Raw genomic sequence first — 16022 nt, 5'->3', positions numbered from 1 at the left:
TTTAACAGCTTGATCCGTCACCGCGCATACCGCTGGGTTAAAGCGCTTGCAAGCGCTCGCCCAACGCGCCGTTATCGGCCAGTTGCAGAAATTCATCGCCCAGCCGCTGGCTTTCGCTCATCGCGGTTTGCCAGTATTGGTTGCGGCTCACATCGTCGCCCAGGAAGCGCTTGAAGTCGCTGCGGTCCGGCAATTTGCCATGCGGCAGGCGCGCGAGGTAGTCCCTCGACGGTGCGAGCAGCAACACATCCTGCAAGCCCTGTGGATGGCTGCGGCGCCACGGCAAGCCCTTGTCGAACCAGCCAGGGATGACCCGGTCAGTGAAGTGCGGGTACAACACAATGTCGTCGCCGTGGTAGGGCAGGTCGAGGTGATAGTCCAGCAGGCCGCCGTCGCGGTAGGTGCCTTGACCGGCGCCGGGCAGGTCGCGCACACCTTGCATCACCAACGGGATCGAGCCTGAGGCCAACAAAGCCTGGCGCAGGTTACCGAGTTCCAGGTGCACAAAGCGCGACGGGAAATCCGTCAGCGGATGCACCGGCGGCGCTTGGCGTGGGTCGTGGATGATCAGCCGTTCAAAGTGTCGCGACAGGCGTGCGCGGCCGCGCAGGTTGTCGGCGATCACTGACGACAAGCCCAAGCCGAGGCGCCCGCGATGGTCATCGGCGAGCAGGCCGTGGCTTTTGACCACCATGATGTTCAGGCGATAACCGGGGTTTTCCAACACCCGCGCATCGCGACCGGCCAACAGGTCATCGAGCATGCGCTGACAGCTGCGGCTGACCTCAGCCATGCTCACGCCCTTGGCGAAACGCTGTTCGTTGTACAAGCGGCCGAGGTCGAGCAAGCCTTGCACCGGGTCGGGCAGGCAGGCACTGGCGAACCGCCAGGAGCCGATGGAAGCGCCGATCAGCGCGCGTTCGCGTGGCGCGCGCGGCAGCCAGTCGCCGAACAGCGCGAGGTCCAGACCCTGGATGCCCAGCGCCTTGGGGCCACCGGCCGCACCGGGCAGGGTACCGACATCCGCAGGCGCCAGGCCTTGGTCGCGAATACGTGCAAAGGCGCGTTTGCCGGCCTTGAGGGTCAGGGCGGGAAACTTGATGTGAATGGCTGTCATACCGGTCTCATTTGAAGCGAGCGGGGCATTATAGGAAAACTCGCACACGCATAGGTAAAGAAGGCTCTATGAAATTGCCATGGTGGCAATTCAGTTTCAGTTAAGTTGCAGCGAGTACGGTGGCCTGCGTAGGAAAAACATCCTGAAACGGAGACTTACCATGAAGCGGCTCACAGCGCTGGTCGCCGCCTGTATCATCGCGTCCACGGCGGCACTGGCCCAAGCAGTGGACCCCGGCACACCACTGAAATTGCCTGGCACTGTTACAATTGTCGCCTTCGATCAGCTGGAAGCTACAGCCCTGGCGCTGCATCCAGGTTCAACCCTACTCGACACCGACTTGGACGAGGCCTATGGCAAGTACGTCTATCAAGTCGAACTTGAAGACGCGCATGGCATCGAGTGGGACGTCGAATTGGACGCGCTGTCCGGGCACGTTCTCAAGAATCATCAGGATACGTAATGAAGGTATTTCGACGCGCCAGCGGTTTGATGGTGCTGGCGCTCCTGGCTTTTTGCTCAAGCCTGGCCGCCCGTGACCTCAACCAGGATGAAGCCTTGGCGCTACGCCAGCAGGGGCTGATCCTGCCGCTGGAGGAGTTGTTGCAGCAAGCCATGGCGCGGCACCCCGGTTCGCGGTTGCTGGAAGCCGAGCTTGAAAAAAAACACGGCCACTATGCTTACGAAGTAGAGCTGGTGACCCCTGCAGGCGTGGTGCGCGAGATCAAGCTGGATGCAACCACCGGTGCGTTGCTCAAAGATAAGGAAGATGACTGATGCGCCTGCTCCTGGTGGAAGACAACGTTCCGCTGGCCGATGAAGTGTTGGCTGGCCTGCAGCGTCAAGGCTATGCCGTCGACTGGCTGGCCGATGGGCGTGATGCCGTGTATCAGGGCCGCAGCGAACCCTATGACCTGATCATCCTTGACCTCGGCCTGCCCGGTTTGCCCGGGCTTGAGGTGCTGGCGCAATGGCGCGCCGCGGGCCTGGCTACGCCGGTGCTGGTACTCACGGCGCGCGACTCGTGGGCCGAGCGTATCGAAGGGCTCAAGGCCGGTGCGGATGATTACCTGAGCAAACCGTTCCACCCCGAAGAACTGCACTTGCGCATCCAGGCGCTGTTGCGCCGCGCCCACGGCCACGCCAACCAGCCCACCCTGCAAGCTGCCGGCCTGCATCTGGATGAAGGGCGCCAGTGTGTGCTGCGTGATGGCGACGAGATCCAGTTGACCGCCGCCGAATTCCGCCTGCTGCGCTATTTCATGTTGCACCCGGAACAGATCCTTTCAAAAAGCCACTTGGCCGAGCATCTGTACGACGGCGAGACCGAGCGCGACTCCAATGTGCTGGAAGTTCACGTTAACCACCTGCGCCGCAAGTTGGGCCGCAGTGTGATTGAAACCCGGCGCGGCCAGGGTTACCGGTTTGGCGCCAGCCCTGCATGAGGTCCATTCAGCGGCGCTTGAGCCTGGGCTTGATCAGCGTGATGGTGATCGTCGGCCTGGTGTTGGCGCAAACCAGTTTGTGGTTGTTCGAGGCCGGTTTGCAGCGCTATCTGGAAGCTGGGTTGCGCAACGACAGCGAGAACCTGCTGGTGGCGCTGGTGCGCGGGCCGAACGGCGTGCAGTTGGACGAACATCGCTTGTCGCCTGCCTACCAGCGGCCGTTTTCGGGGCACTATTTTCGTATCGACTTTACCGACACGCATTGGCGCTCCCGCTCGTTATGGGACCAGGAACTGCCGCGCTTGCCCGAGGCTGGGCTAAAGGGCAACTTGCAGTTAGGGCCGGAAGGCCAGCAACTGCTGGTGCTGCGTTCGGACTACAAGCGCTTCGGCCAATTGATTTCCATCAGCGTGGCTCAGGACTACACCCCGGTGCGCGAAAGCTTTCGCCTGATGCGCCAGATCGGTCTGGTGCTGGGCCTTGCCGCGTTGCTGCTGGTGCTGATTTTGCAACGGGTCACCGTGCGCCGCGCCTTGCGCCCACTCGAAACCGTGCGCGAGCAGATCGCCCAACTGCAACAGGGCCAGCGCTCGCAACTCGACACCCAAGTGCCGCTGGAGCTGGAACCGCTGGTGGCGCAGATCAACCATCTGTTGGCTCACACCGAAGACAGCCTCAAGCGTTCGCGCAACGCGTTGGGCAACTTGGGCCACGCGTTGAAAACGCCATTGGCCGTGCTGTTGAGCGTGGCTTCCAACGAACAGTTGAAGGCCCATCCGGAATTGGCCAAGTTGTTGCGCGAACAGCTTGATCACGTGCAGCAGCGTTTAAATCGCGAACTCAACCGTGCACGCCTTGCGGGTGAAACGTTGCCGGGTGCGTTGTTTGACTGTGAAAAGGAACTACCGGGCTTGTTGGCCACGCTGAGCGTGATCCACGGCGAACACCTGGACTTGAGCTACCACGTCACGCCTGGGTTGCAACTGCCTTGGGATCGCGAGGACTTGCTGGAGTTGCTCGGTAATCTGCTCGACAACGCCTGCAAATGGGCAGACGCCGAGATCCGCTTGAACATTAGTGACACGGCGCACAGCTACGTGTTGGTGGTCGAAGATGATGGCCCGGGGATTCCGCACATCCAGCGCGACCAAGTGTTCAGCCGTGGCACGCGTTTGGATGAACAGATAGACGGCCATGGCTTGGGGCTGGGGATAGTGCGCGACATCGCCGAAGTGTGGGGCGGGGGGTTGCAATTGCAGGAGAGTGAGCTGGGTGGCCTGAAAGTGTGGGTTGAGCTGCCCAAACGGCAGGCCTGAGTGGGCTTTTCTGTGGGAGCGGGCTTGCTCGCGATGGCATCAACTCGGTGTCCCTGAGGGCCCGAGGTGTCTGCATCGCGAGCAAGCCCGCTCCCACATTTGACCGTGTTCCGGCCGCTTTGGGCTCACCGACAACGCAGGCCGCTTACACGCCAAATTGCCCCATCACCCCCTGCTGTTGATTGGCCAAACTGTTCAACGTCTGACTCACCCGTGCCGGCTCATTCGCCTGCTCTTACAGCGACTCCGCCACATCCCGAATAGTCGCCACATTAGTGTTCATCTCTTCAGCCACCGCGCTTTGCTGTTCGGCAGCGCTGGCGATTTGCAGGTGTTCAATCACCAATCGGGTGTCTTCCACCGACTCCTGAGTGCGTCGCACCAGAGTTTTTGACCGGCGCGTTTTGACATGCGCGCGCGCCTGCTGCAAAGTGCGCGCCCTCTAATAAGACCTCTTAAAGCCTGCGCGCTGGCAGCCACTCACTGGCCGCTCGGGCGCGGGCATGCCTGTTTTTTGTTTCTGCCTTGAGGTAACCATGATTAACGCAGTCATCGCCGCGGTCGGCACCATGCTGGTGCTCAGCCTGTCCCGCGTGCATGTGGTCATCGCCATTATCATCGGCGCCCTGGTCGGTGGTTTGACCGGTGGCCTGGGCATTGAGGCCACGCTCAAGGCCTTCAACGGCGGTTTGGGTGGCGGCGCCACTGTGGCGTTGTCTTACGCCTTGCTCGGCGCGTTCGCGGTGGCAATTGCCAAGTCCGGGCTGGCCCACGCGCTGGCCGACAAGGCGTTGATGTTGGTGGATCGCCAGGAGGCCACGGGCGGTAACCACGTCAAATGGCTGTTGATCGGCCTATTGTGGGCGGTGGCGATTGCCTCGCAAAACATCCTGCCGATCCACATCGCGTTTATCCCGCTGCTGGTGCCGCCGCTGTTGTACGTGTTGACCAAGTTGCAGTTGGACCGTCGCCTGATTGCCTGCGTCATGACCTTCGGGCTGATCACGCCCTACATGTTCCTGCCGGTGGGCTTTGGCAATATCTTCCTGAATCAGATCCTGCTGGCCAACGTGGCCAAAAGCGGCGTCGACATCAGCCAGGTCAACGTCACCCACGCCATGGGTTTGCCTGCATTGGGCATGGTGGTCGGCCTGCTGGTGGCGGTGTTTATCAGCTACCGCAAGAAACGCGTGTATGACCTGGAAAAAATCGAGCGCGTCGAGCAAGTGGCGGTGCAGTACAACCCGCTGACATTGCTGGTGGCCGGCTTGGCGATTGCGGCGGCGTTCATTATTCAGTTGTGGCTGGACTCGATGATCATCGGCGCGTTGGCCGGGTTCCTGATTTTCTCGGTGTCGGGCATCGTGCGCTGGCGCGAAACCGACGACTTGTTCACCGAAGGCATGAAGATGATGGCGATGATCGGCTTCATCATGATCGCCTCGTCGGGCTTTGCCGAAGTGCTCAAGGCCACCGGCGACGTGCGCTCGCTGGTGGAAACCTCGGCGGCGTTTATCGGCCACAGCCGTGGTGTGGGTGCGCTGCTGATGTTGCTGGTGGGGCTGTTGGTGACGATGGGCATCGGTTCGTCGTTTTCCACAGTGCCGATTCTGGCCGCGATTTTCGTGCCGCTGTGTGTGCAATTGGGCTTCAGCCCGCTGGCCATCGTGTGCATCGTCGGCACAGCGGGTGCGCTGGGCGACGCCGGCTCGCCGGCCTCCGACTCTACGCTTGGGCCAACCTCCGGCCTGAATATCGACGGCCAGCACCACCATATCTGGGACACTGTGGTGCCGACCTTTCTGCACTACAACATCCCGTTGCTGGCGTTTGGCTGGATTGCGGCAATGACGCTTTAGGTGTTTGGTTGTTGCTCGCTGTGTGGCTGGGCTGGCGGGTTCGGTCTGTCTGGATGATGGGGCTGCTACGCAGCCCAACGCGAGCAAGCCCGCTCGCCACAAGGGTGCTCGGCACACGTGCTTGAGCCCTACAGAATACTCGGAGCCGGCCGTTAACCTCTCAAGTCGCTACTAATAAGAGAGAAAAGCCATGCGTCTGAGTTTAAAGGGCAAGGTTTTGTCCCTCGCCGTCGTTCCGGTGTTGCTGTTTGCCGTGGTCATCAGCCTGACCACGGTGTGGATTCTGCAAGGGCAAGCGCGCAACGAGGTGGATGAAACCCGCCAGCGTCTGCTCGATGACGCCAAGGCCACCCTGCAAAGTTACGTCGAGGTGGCGATGACCACCATCAAGCCGCTGTACGACGCGGCTGCCCCCGGCGATACCGCGGCGCGGGCCGAGGTGGTCAAGCTGCTGTCGAATACACGCTACGGCAAGGACGGCTACTTCTTCGGCTACGATTCCGAAACCATCCGCCTGTTCAAGGGCAACAGCCCGGACGGCGTGGGCAAGAGCTTCAAGGACAACCGCGACCCCAACGGCGTCTACGTCAACCGCGACCTGGTCAAGGTCGGCAAGGACGGCAGCCACTACCTGCAATACAGCTCGACCCAGCCAGGGCAGACCGAACTGGTGCCCAAGCTGGGTTACACCGACTACCTGCCGAAGTGGGACATGGTGATCGGTACGTCGGTGAATCTGGATGGCATCGAAGCGCAGGTGGCGGTGGTCGAGGCCAAGGTCGAGAAACGAATGGAAGGCGTGCTGCTGAGCATCCTCGGCCTGGCGGTGGTGGTGCTGCTGGTGATCGCCGCGGTCGGCATGGTAGTGGCCAATACCATTCTGCGGCCGTTGAATTTGATGAAAGCCAACCTCGACGACATTGCTGCCGGCGAGGGCGACCTGACTCGGCGCCTGGCAATCACCAGCCACGATGAGCTGGGTGATCTGGCTGGCGCGTTCAACCGTTTTGTCGACAAGATCCACGGCTTGGTGCGCCAGATCACCGAGATGACTACGCAACTCACGGGTCTGGTCAGCCAGGTATCCGACCAGGCCCAACGTTCCGAACGGGCGATGGAGCGTCAGCGCCACGAAACCGACCAGGTGGCTACCGCGATCAACCAGATGTCCTCCGCCGCACACGAAGTGGCGCGCAGTGCGCAGGGCGCCGCCGTCGCCGCGCAACAGACCGATGCAGAAGGCCAGGCCGCCAAGCGTGTGGTGGACGGCAGCATCGCGCAGATCCATGCGCTGGTGAACGATATTCTTAGCAGCGGCGTGTCCCTCGACAGCTTGCAGCAGGATGTATCGTCGATTGTCAGCGTGCTCGGGGTGATTCGCTCGATTGCCGAACAGACCAACCTGCTGGCGCTCAACGCCGCCATCGAAGCCGCGCGCGCCGGTGAGGCCGGGCGTGGTTTTGCGGTAGTCGCCGACGAAGTGCGCGCCCTGGCCAGCCGCACCCAAACCAGCACCCAGGAAATTCAGGGCATGATCGACCGCCTGCAAAAAGGCACCGAAGCCGCTGTGGATGCAATGCGCCGCTCCAGCGATGCCGGTGATGGCACGTCGGCCCAGGCCAACCAGGCCGGGACGTCACTCGACACCATGGCGCAGTTGATCGGCACCATCAATTCGATGAACGCGCAGATCGCCAGCGCCGCCGAGGAGCAAACCGCCGTGGCCGAAGAGATCAACCGCAGCGTGCACCAGATTGCCGTGGCGGTGGACAGTGTGGCCGATGAAACCCGGTTGGGCGCGCAGACCTCGCGCAGCCTGGCGGACCTTGGCCAGCGGTTGGGGCAATTGGTCGGGCAGTTCAAGATCTGACACCGCAGCGGCCGTTGCTACGAAACAGCACGCATCAGCAGGCCGAAGCGTAAATCCACCTGCGCAGGGATCGGCACATACACGGTGTGCCCATCGCCCGGCGCCACGTCGATGGCCTCGCCCTTGGCGTTTTGCATCATTGCCAAGGCGAAGTGAACGTTGCCGGCGGGCGTCATCAACTCCAAGTGGTTACCCAGCGCAAAGCGGTTCTTCACCTTGACCTCGGCCAACTCGCCGCGGCGTTCACCGGTCAGCTCGCCGACGAACTGCTGGCGCTCCGACACCGAACTCCCATGTTGATAATTCTGGTATTCGTCGTGCACATGGCGGCGCAGGAAACCTTCGGTGTAACCCCGTTGGGCGAGCGATTCCAAATCGGTCATCAAGTGGCGGTCAAAGGCGCGACCGGCCACTGCATCATCGATTGCCTGGCGATACACCTGAGTGGTGCGCGCGCAGTAGAAGTGCGATTTGGTACGGCCTTCAATCTTCAACGAATGCACGCCCATCCGGGTCAGGCGTTCCACATGCTGCACCGCACGCAGGTCCTTGGCATTCATGATGTAGGTGCCGTGTTCGTCTTCAAACGCCGGCATCAGCTCATCCGGGCGATTGGCTTCTTGCAGCAGGAATACTTGATCAGTCGGCGCACCGATGCCCAGTGTCGGCTCCGGCGGATACGGCTGGACGATGTCGCCGGCGGCGTTTTCCACCGCCGCAGTGGCCTGGTATTTCCAGCGGCACGCGTTGGTGCAACTGCCTTGGTTGGCATCGCGCTTGTTGAGGTAGCCCGAGAGCAGGCAGCGCCCGGAATACGCCATGCACAAGGCACCGTGCACAAACACTTCGAGCGCCATGGTCGGCACCTCCCGGCGGATCTCGTCGATCTCTTCCAGCGACAGCTCGCGTGACAAAATCACTCGGCAAATGCCTTGCTGCTGCCAGAACTGCACGCTCGCCCAATTCACCGTATTGGCCTGCACCGACAAATGAATCGGCATCTGCGCGAAGTGGCGGCGCACCAGCATGATCAGCCCGGGGTCGGACATGATCAGCGCATCCGGGCCCATGGCTATCACCGGCGCCAAGTCGTTGAGAAAGGTCTTCAGCTTGGCGTTGTGCGGCGCGATGTTCACCACCACGTAGAAGCGTTTGCCCAGCGCATGGGCCTCCTGAATGCCGAGCGCCAAGTGGGCGTGGTCGAACTCGTTGTTGCGCACGCGCAGGCTGTAACGCGGCTGGCCGGCGTATACCGCATCGGCGCCGTAAGCGAAGGCGTAGCGCATGTTTTTCAGGGTGCCGGCGGGGGCGAGCAGTTCGGGGGCAAGAATAGGCGGCATGGTCGGCACTGGGTTCAAAAAGTGCCGCAGGGTAGTGCAAGCTTCAACCGGGGTTATTGATCTGCGTCTACGCTTGCAACAAAGATGGCACTCGCAGGGCTTGCAGCGGACTAAGCAGCAGGGCGCATATACGCACCCGGCTTTTTGACATGGACCGGACATGAATCAAACCAACCTGCAATTCAAAACCCTGCTGTTACTGCTGGTGCTGGTGACCCTCGCTTTTATCTGGATATTGCTGCCGTTTTATGGCGCGGTGTTCTGGGCGGTCATCCTCGGCATCATCTTTGCGCCAATGCAACGGCGCCTGCAAATGCGCTTCGGCTGGAACCGTAACCTGACGTCTTTGACCACGTTGACGGTGTGCCTGGTCATCGCGATCCTGCCGGTGATCATTACCAGCGTGTTGCTGGTGCAAGAGGGCGCGACGCTTTACAAAAATATAGAAAGCGGCCAATTGGATGTGGCGGGCTATATCGAGCAGTTCAAAAACTTCCTGCCGCCGTACTTCCAGCACCTGCTGGACCGCTTCGGCATGGGCAACCTCGAAGGCCTGCGCGAAAATATCGTCAAAAGCGCGATGCAGGGCAGCCAGTTCTTCGCGACCCAGGCGTTCAGCTTCGGCCAGGGCACGTTTGATTTTCTGGTGAGCTTTTTCATCATGCTCTACCTGCTGTTTTTCCTGCTGCGCGATGGCCCGGAGCTGGTGCGCAAAGTGCGCACGGCGGTGCCGCTGGCCGAGCCGCAGAAGCGTCGTTTGCAGCTCAAGTTCAACCGTGTAGTACGCGCAACGGTCAAGGGCAACGTGCTGGTGGCCGTGACCCAAGGAGCACTGGGCGGTTTGATCTTCTGGTTTCTGGATATTCCCAGCGCGTTGCTCTGGGCGGTGTTGATGGCGTTTCTGTCGCTATTGCCGGCGGTGGGCGCGGGCATTGTATGGGGGCCGGTGGCCGCTTACTTCCTGTTAAGCGGCTCGATCTGGCAAGGCGTGGTGCTGGGCTTGTTCGGCGTCTTTGTGATCGGGCTGGTCGACAACGTGCTGCGCCCGATTCTGGTGGGCAAGGACACCAAAATGCCCGACTACCTGATCCTGATCTCGACCCTCGGCGGCCTGTCGGTGTTTGGCCTGAACGGGTTTGTGATCGGGCCGCTGGTGGCGGCACTGTTTATATCCAGCTGGGCGCTGTTCGTCGAAAGCAAGCCACGGGTCAAGCTGCCGTTGCCTTAGCAGGGGCGGAGAGGCAAGCTTCAAGCTTCAAGCTTCAAGCTTCAAGCTGCGAGCTGCGAGCGATCAGGCTTGTAGCTTATAACTTGTAGCTTGCAGCTGCTTCTCTGCCGCATTTAAAGAGGTGAGCGGGCCGCTGATGGGCTCGCCATCGCGTACCACGTACCAACAGGCCAGCAACCCATGCTCCCGAAGAGAAGCGGGGACGGCGCTGCCGATAACGGACATGATCTGAACAGTGGGCATAAGGACCTCCAATTGCTATGGGGGTCACCATACGGGCCAGATGCCCGCAGGAAAAATCAACTGGCTCGATAGTCGACATCAACGCCAGACGTCAGTCGACGACCTGGTCGAGCATGCTCACCACTTCCTGTTCGCTGAGCAGGCCTTTGAGCACCAGGTTTTCTGCCAGCAGGGCCAGGAACTTCGCGCTGCGGTGCCCTTCAAGGTGCTTGAGTTCGGTCAGCGCACTGTAAACCTTGCTGGAAGTGCACAGGCCAGCGGTGCGGTGCGGGTTTTGCGTGGGCATCGGTCGATTGTCCTTGTTGTTATTGGGTGGACAGGGTCAATAGTGAGACTGTTTCGTTACGTCAACATGACAGTCCGAAGCGCGTTTGGGCAAGTAGACATTGGCCTTAATGATGTACGAATACGCCTCGACCATTGTCCTCACAGCGACCTTGGCAGTAGCAACCTGGACGTACCGGCAAAAAAAGGCCCCGTACCTTAGGGGGCTGTTAAGCATAAGTGGCGTTATTCGTAACGCGCCGATTCATTCGCTTGTCGGCTGCTTCGAAGTATTGTGCAGTTTTCAACTCGTCTGGCAGGGCGCGTGCTCAACTGTAACCAGATCAGGTCTGCCTGAGTCATTTCAGCCCAATGGTGTAGCTAAGGCTCACTCGGTAGTTGTTGGACTAGCTGGTTACGACGGCGATAGTTTCGTGGGCGAATTTTCTCACTCGATATGGATCGTGGGGATGACACGGCTTAGCGCATTGCCGTAAAGATCTGTAGTTTTGGCCTACACCACCGGAACAGACTTAATCTTTATATTTTCAGAAATATCCCACACCCTGTATTCGTCCGATTGTAGTACGGTAGCGGCGAATAAAAGGAGTATTACTATGGCTAATCACGGATACATGTCCATAACAGGGAAAAAACAAGGATTGATTTCGTCGTCCTGTTCCAGTCAGGACTCTATCGGCAATAAATGCCAGATTGGTCACTTCGATGAAATCATGGTGTTAGCTTATTCGCATGACATGGTGGGCGTCAGCGATGGGGCCGTGACAAGCGGGCGCTCACAGCACCGGCCTGTCGTCATCACAAAGAATATTGATAAGTCCTCACCGCTTATTGCCAATGCACTGCATGATGGCGAGGAAGTTGAGTGCGTGATTGACTTGTATCGTGCCTCCTTGCTGGGAGGCCTGGAAAAATATTTCTCCGTCCATTTGTCGGGCGCACGTATTGCCTACATGAATATTCAAGTACCGCACGTAATCAATATGTCTGACGGTCAGCCGCAAGAAATTGTCGCCATCCGTTATAGAGATATTACATGGACACATGTTCAAGCAGGTACAAGTGCGCACAGCACCTGGAATAACGAGGCGTGAACGCCGAGCAGTATGACCTGAATGATGTTGCGAAAGCAGGGTCAAACTTACAGTCTCTAGGCTGCACAGCAGGCGGCACGTATCTACCGGATAGCGTGATGCAAGTTAAATTCAGCTCGGTTATTTCTAACTATGTAAACGAAGTCATTCGCGACGTTAATCAGGGTGTGATCAGCGCCTGGGAGGGCATGCAGGAACTAAAAAATGAGTATGACGAATTAGCCAATACACTGTGGTTTTACGCTAAAAATGGAGGGGGAATCGCCGGTGGTTTCATGCAAGTCAAAACAGGCGCTGAGGTACTGGTGACCACTCGAGGGCTCGGAGCTCCCTACGGCGGGCCTATGATAGCTCACGGGTACAACAACATTCATGAAGGCGTCCTGAATATATACAATGGCAACAATAACTCGGTCGGCCCTGTAAGAGAGTTCTACAGAAATAGACTTAAAGATGAGTCGAGCGGTGACATGGCATATTATTCTATTGACCTGGTTCTGGCAGGCGTTGGGCTCGGTAGGAACGTCCCCAAAGAAGGTGCGTTTAAGTTGTTTCGTAATATCGCTGACGATTATGAAAAGGCCTACAAGCAAGCCGGAAAAATCTCTCTGGCGCTAGAGGTTTTTATTGATGGTATTTCAATTCAGTCCATTTTTACACTGAATACAGATCAGGAGGGTAGAGATTAATGGGTGGGTAGTTAGTAAGCAATCAATGTTCAGATCACCCCTCGTAACCTGGGAATGGCATGAATCAGTCCGGCTATACTGATGACTATGAAAATCGCAATGGCTGCGATGCCAGTGGCGCCTCTGGATAATGAAGTGAATTGCTCTATGATCCAAAGAATCAGCATTGTGTTAAACCCTGCCGAAGCTAAAACCAGCAGCGTTACCATTGTGTAATAGCGCAGATCTTCCATTTTCATGATTTTCCCAGAGCGCTGATTAATTGTTGCGGATGAATAATGGTCAATACGACCATGGCTGTTAAATAATTTCAACTGTACCAGTTTGCTATGTTTCTGGTTTAGGTTCAATCGGGCGCACTGGAAGGTCTGCAGCTCGGCTGTATCTTCCCGTCATTGCTTTGATCATTTTGCGCGCTGCTGGCCCGCGTGTATTCAAGCGCGATCCATGACAGGTGTTCAGGAGCGTAATAATAGTCGGGGGCGTTGTGTAATGGGGCGTTATGGTTAACTTGATCGGTCTAATTCGAACTCGCCCGCTGGGATCAGCTTGCCCTCGGTTATGACCAGACTAAATTGTAACTGACTGCGTTTGGCCTCTTGGGAGGTGCGCGATCGCGCGATTTTGGCAATGCTCCTATACCCTGTGTTTCCTGAATCCGATCATCGTTAAAAAAAAGACCCCGCGTGTGGGCGAGGCCTGTTCCTGTCATGTCAACTCAGTGTTACCAGCCGCGGCCGTAGTAGCCGTGGGGAGGGCCATAGTAGCCACGAGGTGGGCCGTAATAGCCATGTGGTGGGCCGTAATAGACCGGCGCCGGGCGGTAATAAACCTGTTGTTGCACATACACCGGCGGTGGCGGGGCGTAATACACCGGTGGAGGCGCGGCATACACCGGCTGCGGCTGCACGTACACGGGTTGCTGCTGCACGTACACCGGCTGGGACTGGCTGGCAACCACGGAACCGACTACGGCTGCGCCAACCAAAGCACCCAATACGGCCGGCCCACCCCAACCACCACCGTGAGCTGAGGCTTGGCCTGCCATAGCGAGTGCGCCGATAAGCAAGGCGATTTTGGGGATTTTACGAATCATGGTCATTCCTCGGTTAGCCCCTGCGCTTGTGGTCTGCAATCGATAGACTCAAGGATTGTCGCGGGGATACTTTTAAGACAACGTATTTCTGAAAAACAGCACAGCCGATAGGTAAAGGTTGTGTAAGGTCTGTACCGATTTGCTTACTTAATGGAGTTTGCCATGCAGATGCACCCCAACAAGGACACCCAGCTGTGTATGTCATTGTCGGCGCGCCCCGGTAACTTTGGCTTGCGGTTTCATAACCATCTGTATGAACAGCTGGGTTTGAACTTCTACTATAAAGCCTTCAGCAGCCAGGATTTGCCCGGCGCGATTGGCGGTATCCGGGCGCTGGGCGTTCGTGGTTGTGGCGTGTCGATGCCGTTCAAGGAAGCCAGCCTGGCGCTGGTCGATGAGTTGGACAGCTCGGTCAAGGCGATCGCGTCCCTCAACACTATCGTCAACACTGACGGCCACCTCAAGGCCTATAACACGGACTACATCGCCGTTGAACAACTGCTGAAAAAGCATGCTGTACCCAAGGCTTCGACCTTTGCCCTGCATGGCAGCGGCGGTATGGCCAAGGCGGTGGGCAGCGCCTTGCGTGACGGTGGTTACGCGAATGGCGTGATTGTGGCGCGCAATGAGGTGGCGGGTCGCGCGCTGGCGCGCAGTCTGGGCTACGAGTGGCAGGCGGAGTTGGGGCCGTTGCGCCCGCAGATGTTGGTCAATGTGACGCCGATTGGCATGACCGGCGGGCCGCAGGCGCAGCAGTTGGCCTTTTCGGCTGAGGCTGTTGATGCGGCTGACACGGTATTTGATGTGGTGGCGATTCCGGCTGAAACGCCGTTGATTGTGCTTGGGCGCGCCAAGGGTAAGCGGGTGATTACCGGGTTGGAGGTGATTGCGATCCAGGCGTTGGAGCAGTTTGTGCTGTATACCGGCGTGCGACCGACGCAGGCGCAATTTGAGGCAGCGGTGGCGTTTGCGCGGGTTTAAAACGGTGGCTGGCTTATAAGCTCAAGAGCGCTTTTGTGGGAGCGGGCTTGCTCGCGATTGCTCTTTGTCAGTTGAAAAATACTTATCTGACGCAGCGCAATCGCGAGCAAGCCCGCTCCCACAGTTGATGGCATTCCGGCGCTATCAAACGCCTGCCTCAGCCCTGTTCCAGCTGCGCCAAGCGTTCCTCCAGCGCCGCAATCCGCGCTTCCAGCTCTTCGATACGTTCCACAGAGACCGAATTGCCGGCCCCACGCTCCACCGGGCTGCCTCGCGCTGCGAGTATCACTTCAATGTCCGCGGGGTCTCCCAGCGCATGCGTATAACGGTCCTCGCGTTGCCCCGCTTGACGCGGCACCAGCAGCGCCAGCCCGCGTGCAATCAGGCGTTCGAGCTGATGCACAACCTGTTCGGCATCTTCGAAGTCATGCATACGCCCGCTGCGCGTCAGCAGTTCGTTGACTGTTTGCGGCCCGCGCAAAAACAGCAGCCCGATCAGAATCACTTGGGCGGGTACCAGCTCAAGCGCCTTTTCTACGCGATGTTCCCAGCGGTCGGCGCGGCTGCCCATCACCAGGCGCGTAAAACCTTGTGCTTCAAGCGCACGCAAGCTCTGGCCGACCTGGCCTTGGCTGAGGTTCGTCACCGGTTCGCGGCTGGTTTTCTGGTTACAGGCCAGTACCACGGCATTCAGGGTCAGGGGATAGGTTTCCGGGTGGGTCGCCTGTTTTTCGATCAGGCAACCCAACACGCGGATTTCCGTGCTATTGAGGCGCGGCTCAGGGGTGTCGGTGTCGTGCTCGGCGGTCATCGCGCTTTCCCTATGCAGTGAGCCCCCTAGCCTAATCCTGAAAAAATAAAAGACAAGCTGCGGGCGGGTCTATAATCGCGGCTGGTTCCAACCCTGCCATTACCGTGAGACTTTCATGACTATTTCCCTGTACGCCGCCTCCATCCCGGTCTTCAAGCAAATGCTCAGCGCCCTGAGCGATGTGCTGAACAAAGCCGAAGCCCACGCCACCGCCAAAAACATCGAGCCGAACGCCTTGCTGCAAGCGCGCCTGTTCCCGGACATGTTCCAACTGGTGCGCCAGGTACAGATCGCTGTGGACTTCGCCAAGGGCGTTTCCGCGCGCCTGGCCGAGATCGAAGTGCCCAAATACGAAGACAGCGAAGTGACCTTTGCCGACCTGCAAGCGCTGATCGCCAAAGTGCTGGCATTTGTCGACACCATCACCCCGGCGCAAGTCGATGGCAAAGAAGGCATCGAGATCGTCACCCGGCCCGGCACCCCGAAAGAGAAGCGCTTCAGCGGCCAATCCTACCTCCTGACCTACGGCTTGCCGCAGTTCTTCTTCCACGTCACCACCGCTTACGCTTTGCTGCGTCACAACGGTGTGGAAGTGGGCAAGCGCGATTACATGGGCGCGTTCTAATTAAATAGCCGCTTTATCAGTGC

18 protein-coding genes and 2 pseudogenes are annotated in these 16022 nt (G+C 58.8%); 12 read left to right on the top strand and 8 right to left on the bottom strand.

Features of this window, described 5'->3' with window-relative positions:
* Nucleotides 1-37: 37 nt before the first annotated feature.
* Nucleotides 38-1117: a hypothetical protein gene (locus AO240_RS17820; protein WP_099237897.1), complete on the bottom strand. Its 1080-nt coding sequence runs from the start codon at nt 1115-1117 to the stop codon at nt 38-40.
* 160 nt (nt 1118-1277) lie between these two features.
* On the opposite strand from AO240_RS17820, the gene AO240_RS17815 reads away from it, so the two are divergent.
* From AO240_RS17815 to AO240_RS17800, 4 genes are read left to right on the top strand one after another with little or no spacing between them, the layout of a single operon-like run.
* Nucleotides 1278-1580, top strand: coding sequence for a PepSY domain-containing protein (locus AO240_RS17815; protein WP_099237979.1), 303 nt, complete (start codon nt 1278-1280; stop codon nt 1578-1580).
* Nucleotides 1580-1894, top strand: coding sequence for a PepSY domain-containing protein (locus tag AO240_RS17810; protein WP_099237895.1), 315 nt, complete (start codon nt 1580-1582; stop codon nt 1892-1894). Before AO240_RS17815 ends, AO240_RS17810 begins: the two co-directional genes overlap by 1 nt.
* Nucleotides 1894-2562 (top strand): response regulator transcription factor, encoded by a 669-nt coding sequence (locus AO240_RS17805; protein ID WP_099237893.1) that lies wholly within the window; start codon nt 1894-1896, stop codon nt 2560-2562. Before AO240_RS17810 ends, AO240_RS17805 begins: the two co-directional genes overlap by 1 nt.
* Nucleotides 2559-3878, top strand: a complete 1320-nt coding sequence (locus AO240_RS17800; RefSeq protein ID WP_099237891.1) for a sensor histidine kinase — start codon at nt 2559-2561, stop codon at nt 3876-3878. The genes AO240_RS17805 and AO240_RS17800 overlap by 4 nt, the downstream gene beginning before the upstream one ends.
* Before the next feature lie 145 nt (nt 3879-4023).
* On the opposite strand, the pseudogene AO240_RS17790 reads toward AO240_RS17800, so the two are convergent.
* Nucleotides 4024-4269 (bottom strand): annotated as a pseudogene (locus AO240_RS17790) (chemotaxis protein); the annotation flags it as partial.
* Nucleotides 4270-4417: 148 nt separating this feature from the next.
* Between AO240_RS17790 and AO240_RS17785 the strand changes: the two are divergent.
* The 3 genes and pseudogenes from AO240_RS17785 (at nt 4418) to AO240_RS29360 (ending at nt 7607) form a co-directional block, all read left to right on the top strand.
* Nucleotides 4418-5737, top strand: coding sequence for a Na+/H+ antiporter family protein (locus AO240_RS17785; RefSeq protein ID WP_177445838.1), 1320 nt, complete (start codon nt 4418-4420; stop codon nt 5735-5737).
* Between the two features lie 190 nt (nt 5738-5927).
* Nucleotides 5928-6749, top strand: a pseudogene (locus tag AO240_RS29365) (cache domain-containing protein); the annotation flags it as partial.
* A gap of 36 nt (nt 6750-6785) precedes the next feature.
* Nucleotides 6786-7607 carry a methyl-accepting chemotaxis protein gene (locus AO240_RS29360; RefSeq protein ID WP_371918642.1) on the top strand — a complete coding sequence of 274 codons (822 nt, stop codon included), beginning with the start codon at nt 6786-6788 and terminating at the stop codon, nt 7605-7607.
* 17 nt (nt 7608-7624) lie between these two features.
* On the opposite strand, the gene yegQ is transcribed toward AO240_RS29360, so the two are convergent.
* Nucleotides 7625-8947, bottom strand: coding sequence for a tRNA 5-hydroxyuridine modification protein YegQ (yegQ, locus tag AO240_RS17775; protein WP_099237885.1), 1323 nt, complete (start codon nt 8945-8947; stop codon nt 7625-7627).
* A gap of 160 nt (nt 8948-9107) precedes the next feature.
* On the opposite strand from yegQ, the gene AO240_RS17770 reads away from it, so the two are divergent.
* Nucleotides 9108-10175 carry an AI-2E family transporter gene (locus tag AO240_RS17770; protein ID WP_099237883.1) on the top strand — a complete coding sequence of 356 codons (1068 nt, stop codon included), beginning with the start codon at nt 9108-9110 and terminating at the stop codon, nt 10173-10175.
* A gap of 63 nt (nt 10176-10238) precedes the next feature.
* Here AO240_RS17770 and AO240_RS29005 read toward each other — a convergent pair whose 3' ends face one another.
* A complete protein-coding gene (locus tag AO240_RS29005; protein ID WP_099237881.1) occupies nt 10239-10418 on the bottom strand; it encodes a hypothetical protein in 180 nt (59 codons plus the stop codon).
* Between the two features lie 91 nt (nt 10419-10509).
* Entirely contained in the window at nt 10510-10704 is a 195-nt protein-coding gene (locus AO240_RS17760) for a hypothetical protein (RefSeq protein ID WP_099237879.1), read from the bottom strand.
* A 595-nt stretch (nt 10705-11299) separates the two neighbouring features.
* Here AO240_RS17760 and AO240_RS17750 point away from each other — a divergent pair.
* Both AO240_RS17750 and AO240_RS17745 read left to right on the top strand, forming a co-directional pair.
* Entirely contained in the window at nt 11300-11797 is a 498-nt protein-coding gene (locus AO240_RS17750; protein WP_099237875.1) for an Hcp family type VI secretion system effector, read from the top strand.
* Nucleotides 11794-12486 carry a DUF4225 domain-containing protein gene (locus tag AO240_RS17745; protein ID WP_099237873.1) on the top strand — a complete coding sequence of 231 codons (693 nt, stop codon included), beginning with the start codon at nt 11794-11796 and terminating at the stop codon, nt 12484-12486. The genes AO240_RS17750 and AO240_RS17745 overlap by 4 nt, the downstream gene beginning before the upstream one ends.
* Nucleotides 12487-12515: 29 nt before the next feature.
* On the opposite strand, the gene AO240_RS17740 is transcribed toward AO240_RS17745, so the two are convergent.
* Nucleotides 12516-12725, bottom strand: a complete 210-nt coding sequence (locus AO240_RS17740) for a hypothetical protein (protein WP_099237871.1) — start codon at nt 12723-12725, stop codon at nt 12516-12518.
* Nucleotides 12726-13210: 485 nt separating this feature from the next.
* Nucleotides 13211-13588, bottom strand: coding sequence for a hypothetical protein (locus tag AO240_RS17735; protein WP_099237869.1), 378 nt, complete (start codon nt 13586-13588; stop codon nt 13211-13213).
* Nucleotides 13589-13744: 156 nt separating this feature from the next.
* Between AO240_RS17735 and AO240_RS17730 the strand changes: the two genes are divergently transcribed.
* A complete protein-coding gene (locus AO240_RS17730) occupies nt 13745-14563 on the top strand; it encodes a shikimate 5-dehydrogenase (protein WP_099237867.1) in 819 nt (272 codons plus the stop codon).
* Between the two features lie 157 nt (nt 14564-14720).
* Here AO240_RS17730 and AO240_RS17725 read toward each other — a convergent pair whose 3' ends face one another.
* Nucleotides 14721-15374, bottom strand: a complete 654-nt coding sequence (locus AO240_RS17725) for a YceH family protein (RefSeq protein WP_099237865.1) — start codon at nt 15372-15374, stop codon at nt 14721-14723.
* Nucleotides 15375-15489: 115 nt separating this feature from the next.
* Between AO240_RS17725 and AO240_RS17720 the strand changes: the two genes are divergently transcribed.
* On the top strand, nt 15490-15999 hold the full coding sequence (locus AO240_RS17720) for a DUF1993 family protein (RefSeq protein ID WP_099237863.1): 510 nt from the start codon (nt 15490-15492) through the stop codon (nt 15997-15999).
* Nucleotides 16000-16022: the final 23 nt, after the last annotated feature.

This window comes from Pseudomonas sp. ICMP 460 (genome assembly GCF_002723595.1).
Classification (GTDB): Bacteria; Pseudomonadota; Gammaproteobacteria; order Pseudomonadales; family Pseudomonadaceae; genus Aquipseudomonas; species Aquipseudomonas kitaguniensis.
Note: the sequence above shows the minus strand (reverse complement) of the source record. Positions and strands in the feature narration are given on the sequence as shown.